The sequence below is a fragment of the Acinetobacter sp. 148 genome, from assembly GCF_031196675.1.
In the GTDB taxonomy this organism is placed as follows: domain Bacteria; phylum Pseudomonadota; class Gammaproteobacteria; order Pseudomonadales; family Moraxellaceae; genus Acinetobacter; species Acinetobacter baumannii.
On the sequence record NZ_JAVIMT010000090.1, the window covers coordinates 210,971 to 217,567 of the forward strand.

Below are 6,597 nucleotides of genomic sequence, written 5' to 3' on the forward strand. Positions count from 1 at the left end.
TTTAATATAAATAACCAAGCAAGGAGTCTGGGTAAAGTATTTTCAGATAGGTGGTTATCTCATGCTTGATATAGATTCAAACATGAGATGTTGCATATATATTAATTTCCTGATTTTACTTGCATTAATTGGGTGAAACTATCTAAGCGTTTAGCTGTGTCGTATACATCACAAGTAAAAATAAACTCATCGACTTTATAAGTGTCCAGAAGTTTTTGCAGACCTGAACGTACTGTTTCAACTGAACCGATTTGTGCCATCGTATAGAAGTTTTCAACAGACAGTTGTTCTGCCGTGTTCCATAATCCCTGCATAGATGTAACTGGTGGCTTAAGTTTGAGGCTTTCCCCACGAATTAATCCTAATACACGTTGATAAGCACTTGTTGCCAAGAATTGTGCTTCTTCATCTGTGCTTGCAACGACAACTGGAACACCCATTGAAACGTAAGGTTTATCTAGATATTCAGAAGGCTCGAAATTCTCACGATAAAGTTCAATGGCTTGACCAAGCATACGTGGTGCAAAATGTGATGCAAAAGAGTAGGGTAAGCCAAGTTTTGCAGCCAACTGAGCACTAAATAAGCTTGAACCTAACAACCAGACAGGTACATGAGTATTTTGTCCAGGTGTCGCAATAATCTTTTGGCCCACTTGAGGTGCTTTGAAATATTGCAAGATTTCTACAACATCTCTCGGGAACTGATCTTCTGTTTCCTGATGTCCGCGGCGTAAGGCACGCATAGTGACCTGATCTGTACCTGGAGCGCGACCTAAACCTAACTCAATACGGTCTGGATATAAAGTAGCTAATGTACCGAATTGTTCTGCAACCACTAAGGGAGCATGGTTTGGCAGCATGATCCCGCCTGAACCTAAACGAATGCGCTGGGTATGAGCCGCGATAAAACCAAGTAAAACAGCTGTTGCCGAACTCGCAATTCCATCCATATTATGATGTTCTGCAAGCCAAAAACGGTCATAACCTAACTTTTCTGCATGTTGGGCAAGCTCTAGTGCATGACGTAATGAAAACTCAATAGTTTTATCATCACGTATAGGGGCAAGCTCCAAAATTGAAAATTTAGTATCTTGAAGTGATCGCATGCGATATTCTCGGAAAACATTATATCGAAATAATACGATATAAAGAAGCCATTGTATATCGTTTTTTTTCGATATGGATTTCTTCCTAAAATAAAAAAGCACCACTAGGGTGCCTTTTTAGATTGATATATAAATTAACGATGTTTGTACCAACCACGGTGTAAACCGTTGTCATGACGGTAGTTACCACCTCTGTAATAGCGGCGATCACCATCATAATATCTACGGTCATCACGATCATAACGACGGTCATAACGGTCATCATAGTTACGATCTTGGGCAACTTTACGACCTAGAGCAGAACCACCAGCGGCACCAACTGCTGCACCGATATATCCGCCATTTGTACCGCCCATGTTTTTACCAACGGTGTAACCTGCGCCACCGCCTAAAGCACCACCAATAGCCGCTTCTGTACGGTTACGACGGTCGCTTGCTGCAGCAGCACCACCAGCACCACCTAAAGCTGCACCAATTGTTGCACCTGATGTACCGCCGATACTTTTACCGATTGCTGTTCCTACTACACTACCTAGAGCAGAAGTTGCCGCTATACGGGTACCATTATCTGCATGAGCAACTGTAACCATAGATGTTGTTGCGATTAATGCACTTGCTAACCAAACATTCATTTTCATTGTGGAACTCCATGCTCTTTTCAATAACGAGCAATCTTTATGTCTTGAGCTAAATGTAATTAAAAATTTCGAGAAAATTATGAAGAAGGCACATGCTGATACGATAGTTTTGTGTCTGCTTTGTATTGTTTCTATTAATATATGGATAAACTATGAACAACTATCCTAGAAACCAAAATTTTTAGTTATAAAAAAACACCCGAAGGTGTTTTTAAGCTGATTTCATCACGGTAATTAGTGACGATGATGACGGTGTTTTTTCTTCCAATACTTAGAAGAACGGTCTGCATCACGGTCTTTAGAAATTTTATTACCTAAAGCAGAACCACCTGCTGCACCTAAAGCAGCACCGATGTAACCACCGTTTGTACCACCCATGCTTTTACCAACAGTATAACCTGCACCGCCACCTAAACCACCGCCAATTGCAGATTCTGTACGGTGACGACGGTCACTTGCAACTGCTGCACCACCAGCACCACCTAAAGCAGCACCAATTGTTGCACCAGATGTACCACCCATGCTTTTACCAATTGCAGTACCAGCGATACTACCTAAAGCAGAAGCTGCTGCTACATGAGTTGTGTTGTCAGCATGTGCTACAGTTACCATAGAAGTAGCTAAAACAGCACTACATAATAAAGCATTTAATTTCATCATTTACTCCGTGTCCCAAGTTACAGGACCTTAATATCTTTCGTTACGGCAAATGTAACAAAACACTTCTCTTTAAATGTGGAGAACCTTCATTCGATTATTGGAGTTTAGTGTCTTCTTTGTATGCTTTCTATTAAAATGGAATATTTACTATTCACCTAGAAAAATTAAATACCATTTACATATATTCAAGTTTAGCTAGTCATCATTTGAACATAAGAAATCAATTAAAGCTCGGGTAGCAGAGGACATGTGTTTATGCTGCGCATATAACAAAGAAAAAGGACGTGTATGACCTGCATATGTAGTAAGTATAGGTTGTAGTCTTCCTTGTTGAATTTTTTCATTAACAATAAAGTCGTAACTTTGACATATACCTAGCCCACTTTCAGCAAGAGTTACCACACCCACAATATCTTCTTTTACTAAAATTCGATTTGTTGGTATCCATTGAATTTCCTCATTATCATTTTTTAAAAACCATGGGGTTATTTTGCCGCTACTGGGCAATTCAAAGGCAATACATTGATGATGTTTTAATTCTTCCAAATTTTTTGGAATACCCATGCGTTTCAAATAAGCAGGTGAGGCAACAAGTTTTAAAGGTGCTTGCTCTAAAGGCCTAGCAATAAGGGTGCTGTTAGGAAGTTGTCCTTGACGGATGGCTAAATCAAAACCCTCAGCAATTAAGTCAACGTTTCGATTAGAAATACTAATTTCAATTTGAATGTCCGGATATTTCAAAAGAAATTTTTCTAATAAGGGTGGTAGACGATAGTGCCCATAAGTCGTAGGTACACTTAATTTAATTTTTCCAGAAATTTGTAGTTGTTCACCTTGAACCACGCGTTCAGCATGGTCAATTAACTGAAAAGCATGTTGCATTTTTTCATAGTAAAGCTGGCCTGCTTCGGTCAGACTTAAATGACGAGTAGTTCTTCTAAAAAACTGGATACCTAATTTTTTCTCGAGTCTTGTAATTGTTCTACTAATGACCGAAGGCGTTGTAGATAAATCAATTGCAGCTGCACTAATAGAAAGCTTTTCAGCCACAATTAAAAACACTTCAACATCGGGAAGATGGTCAAATTGGCGAGACATTTTGTCCTCAAACGCAAAAAAGATTTGTGAAATGAGTTGTTTTTATACCTCTGGGGTAAAAATAGAATATATCCATCCCAGTTATAAATCCAGCAAATGCTTGGAATGAAGGTCGAATAATGAAGAAGTTAAATCAAATAATGTTTGCAATGATTGCAGCTTCGGCAGCATTAAGTGCAAATGCCGCTCATGTATTGGTTGTATTGTCTGATGAAGGACAGTTAGAGCTAAAGAATAAGCAGGTTTTTAAAACGGGCTTTTATCTTAATGAGTTGATGCAGCCTACAAAAATGCTTTTAGATGCAGGGCATACCGTAACATTTGCCACTCCAAAGGGGAAAGCTCCAACGTTAGATGAGTCATCAAATAATGCAATGTATTTTAATCAAGATGAAAAAGCATTAAAGCAGTATGCTGGTTTATTACATAATCTAAAGTTAACTTCTGCTCAAGATTCTCCTGTTGTAAGTCTGGCGCGTATTGAGCAAATTGGTATAGATCAATTTGATGCTATTTATATTCCGGGCGGACACGCGCCTATGCAAGACCTATTAAAAGATAAACAGCTTGGTAAAGTTCTCACGGCTTTTCATAATGCAGGAAAGCCTACAGCTTTGGTTTGTCATGGTCCTATAGCCCTGATGTCAACTTTACCTCATGCTGCGGAAGCCGTTAAGCAACTTGAACAAGGTAAAAAAGTTAAAACTGGAGAATGGATTTATAAAAATTATCAGATGACAGTAATTAGCAATCAAGAAGAAGAGCAAGCGAAGGGCTTATTAAAAGGCGGTGAGATGAAGTTCTATCCACAAACTGCATTAGAGTCACTTGGAGCAAAATATCAAAGCAATACGAAAGCTTGGTCGCCAAATGTAGTGGTGGATCGTGAACTTATTACTGGACAAAACCCAGCTTCGGCTGTTCTTGTCGGTAAATCTTTATTAGAAAAATTAAAATAACTATAGAGGTTAAAGAGGCTTTATAAATAAAGTCTCTTTTATTATATGGATTTGGAAAGTTAACGTTTTAAAGGATTACATATGTTATTTAATCGGCATAAACTGTAAACTATGCGCTATTTTTATGATTTGGCTTATCTTCTTATATTTATCTAGATAAGTTTTTTGGACTTTTGAGATATTTCCTCTTATGAAAGCGTCACTCCGTTTACGTCTTGATCAACTCTGTGATCGTCATGAAGAACTTACTGCATTGCTTGCAGATGCAGAAGTGATTTCCGATAACAAACGTTTCCGTAAACTGTCTCGTGAACATAGTGATTTAACTGAAATTACCGAAGTTTGGGGCAAATACCGTCAAGCAGAAGAAGATATTGAAACTGCTGAAATGATGAAGTCGGACCCTGACTTTAAAGATATGGCAGAAGAAGAAATTCAAGCAAATAAAGCATTGCTTGAAGAATTAGAAAGCCAGCTTAATATTTTGATGATTCCAAAAGATCCAAATGACTCTAATGCTGCATATTTAGAAATTCGTGCCGGGACGGGCGGTGATGAAGCTGCAATTTTCTCAGGCGATTTATTCCGTATGTATAGCAAATATGCCGAATCGCAAGGTTGGCGTATTGAAGTCCTTTCTGAAAATGAAGGCGAGCATGGTGGTTTTAAAGAAGTCATTTGCCGTGTAGATGGCGATGGTGTGTATGGCCGCTTAAAGTTTGAAAGTGGCGCGCATCGTGTACAACGTGTACCAGCAACTGAATCACAAGGTCGTGTGCATACGTCAGCTTGTACAGTAGCAATCTTGCCTGAAATTGACGTTGATACTAACGTTGAAATTAACCCGGCAGATTTGCGTATTGATACTTACCGTGCTTCGGGTGCGGGTGGTCAGCATATTAACAAAACCGATTCGGCAGTGCGTATTACTCACATTCCAACCGGTACAGTCGTTGAGTGCCAAGAAGAACGTTCACAGCATAAAAACAAAGCTAAGGCGATGGCATTGCTAGTATCACGTCTAGAAAATGCTAAACGTGCAGCAGCCGATGCAGCAACTTCTGAAATGCGCCGTGATTTGGTCGGTTCTGGTGACCGCTCTGAACGTATCCGTACTTATAACTACCCGCAAGGACGTATGACGGATCACCGTATTAACCTAACTTTATATAAGTTAGATGCCATTATGGAAGGTGATCTAACGGAATTGCTCGATAGTTTACATCGTGAATATCAGGCAGATCAGCTTGCGATGCTTGCACAGGAAAATGGCGGCTAATGAATATTGCTCAAGCGCTTGCAATTCGTGGTGAGCCTGACAGTTATGACCGACAGGAAAATGCTTGGTTACTTGAGCATTTTCTAAAAATCAATTCACTCGAATTAAAGTTCAGACTTGAGCAAGAGTTAACAGTCCAACAAGAGCAAGACTACTTGGCTGGTCTTGAACGTATCCAAAATGGTGAACCTTTAGCCTATGTGACAGGTTCGCAGCCATTTTGGACGCTCGATTTAAAAGTAACGTCGGATACTTTAGTGCCACGACCAGATACTGAGGTTTTAGTTGAAACTGTTTTAAATCTAAATTTGCCAAAGAATGCAAATATCGTGGATTTGGGAACGGGAACAGGTGCAATTGCGCTTGCATTGGCAAGTGAACGTCCAGACTGGTTCGTCACAGCAACTGATATTTACGCACCTACTTTAGATGTTGCAAAAGAAAATGCACAAACACATGGCTTGCATCATGTGAAATTTGCTTGTGGCGTTTGGTTTGAAGCACTAGAACCCCAACATTTTGATTTAATTGTTTCTAATCCGCCTTACATTGACCCTGAAGATGAACACATGCAAGCTTTGGCAACAGAGCCGCGCCGTGCATTGGTTGCAGACCATCATGGGTTAGCCGATATTGAAATTATTATTGCTCAAGGCAAAAACTGGTTAAAACCGCAAGGCTGGATTGCACTAGAGCATGGTTACGATCAGGGACAAGCTGTGCGAAATGTATTTGCTGAGCATGGTTTTAGTGAGATAAAAACTATTCAAGACTATGGCCAAAATGATCGAGTCACTTTAGCATCATTATTAATAAAATAAGAATAACTTAAGCTCTAGGGGACTGTTCTAAATTTT

Annotated in this window: 7 protein-coding genes; 3 read left to right on the top strand and 4 right to left on the bottom strand. The window is 39.5% G+C overall.

Features of this window, described 5'->3' with window-relative positions:
* Window positions 1-101: 101 nt before the first annotated feature.
* The 4 genes from RFX69_RS18615 to RFX69_RS18630 form a co-directional block, all read right to left on the bottom strand.
* Window positions 102-1,106 carry an LLM class flavin-dependent oxidoreductase gene (locus RFX69_RS18615; protein ID WP_004840791.1) on the bottom strand — a complete coding sequence of 335 codons (1,005 nt, stop codon included), beginning with the start codon at window positions 1,104-1,106 and terminating at the stop codon, window positions 102-104.
* Window positions 1,107-1,240: 134 nt separating this feature from the next.
* The gene (locus RFX69_RS18620) at window positions 1,241-1,744 is read right to left on the bottom strand and encodes a hypothetical protein (protein WP_289332380.1); all 504 of its coding nucleotides are present in this window, start codon (window positions 1,742-1,744) and stop codon (window positions 1,241-1,243) included.
* A 234-nt stretch (window positions 1,745-1,978) separates the two neighbouring features.
* Window positions 1,979-2,401: a glycine zipper domain-containing protein gene (locus RFX69_RS18625; RefSeq protein WP_000772605.1), complete on the bottom strand. Its 423-nt coding sequence runs from the start codon at window positions 2,399-2,401 to the stop codon at window positions 1,979-1,981.
* A 198-nt stretch (window positions 2,402-2,599) separates the two neighbouring features.
* The gene (locus RFX69_RS18630; protein ID WP_289332381.1) at window positions 2,600-3,502 is read right to left on the bottom strand and encodes a LysR family transcriptional regulator; all 903 of its coding nucleotides are present in this window, start codon (window positions 3,500-3,502) and stop codon (window positions 2,600-2,602) included.
* Window positions 3,503-3,621: 119 nt separating this feature from the next.
* On the opposite strand from RFX69_RS18630, the gene RFX69_RS18635 reads away from it, so the two are divergent.
* The 3 genes from RFX69_RS18635 (at window position 3,622) to prmC (ending at window position 6,561) form a co-directional block, all read left to right on the top strand.
* On the top strand, window positions 3,622-4,461 hold the full coding sequence (locus tag RFX69_RS18635) for a type 1 glutamine amidotransferase domain-containing protein (protein WP_031985607.1): 840 nt from the start codon (window positions 3,622-3,624) through the stop codon (window positions 4,459-4,461).
* 190 nt (window positions 4,462-4,651) lie between these two features.
* Complete coding sequence (prfA, locus tag RFX69_RS18640; protein ID WP_000648005.1) at window positions 4,652-5,740, top strand: peptide chain release factor 1; 1,089 nt, start codon at window positions 4,652-4,654, stop codon at window positions 5,738-5,740.
* The gene (prmC, locus tag RFX69_RS18645) at window positions 5,740-6,561 is read left to right on the top strand and encodes a peptide chain release factor N(5)-glutamine methyltransferase (RefSeq protein WP_289332382.1); all 822 of its coding nucleotides are present in this window, start codon (window positions 5,740-5,742) and stop codon (window positions 6,559-6,561) included. Before prfA ends, prmC begins: the two co-directional genes overlap by 1 nt.
* Window positions 6,562-6,597 lie beyond the last annotated feature (36 nt).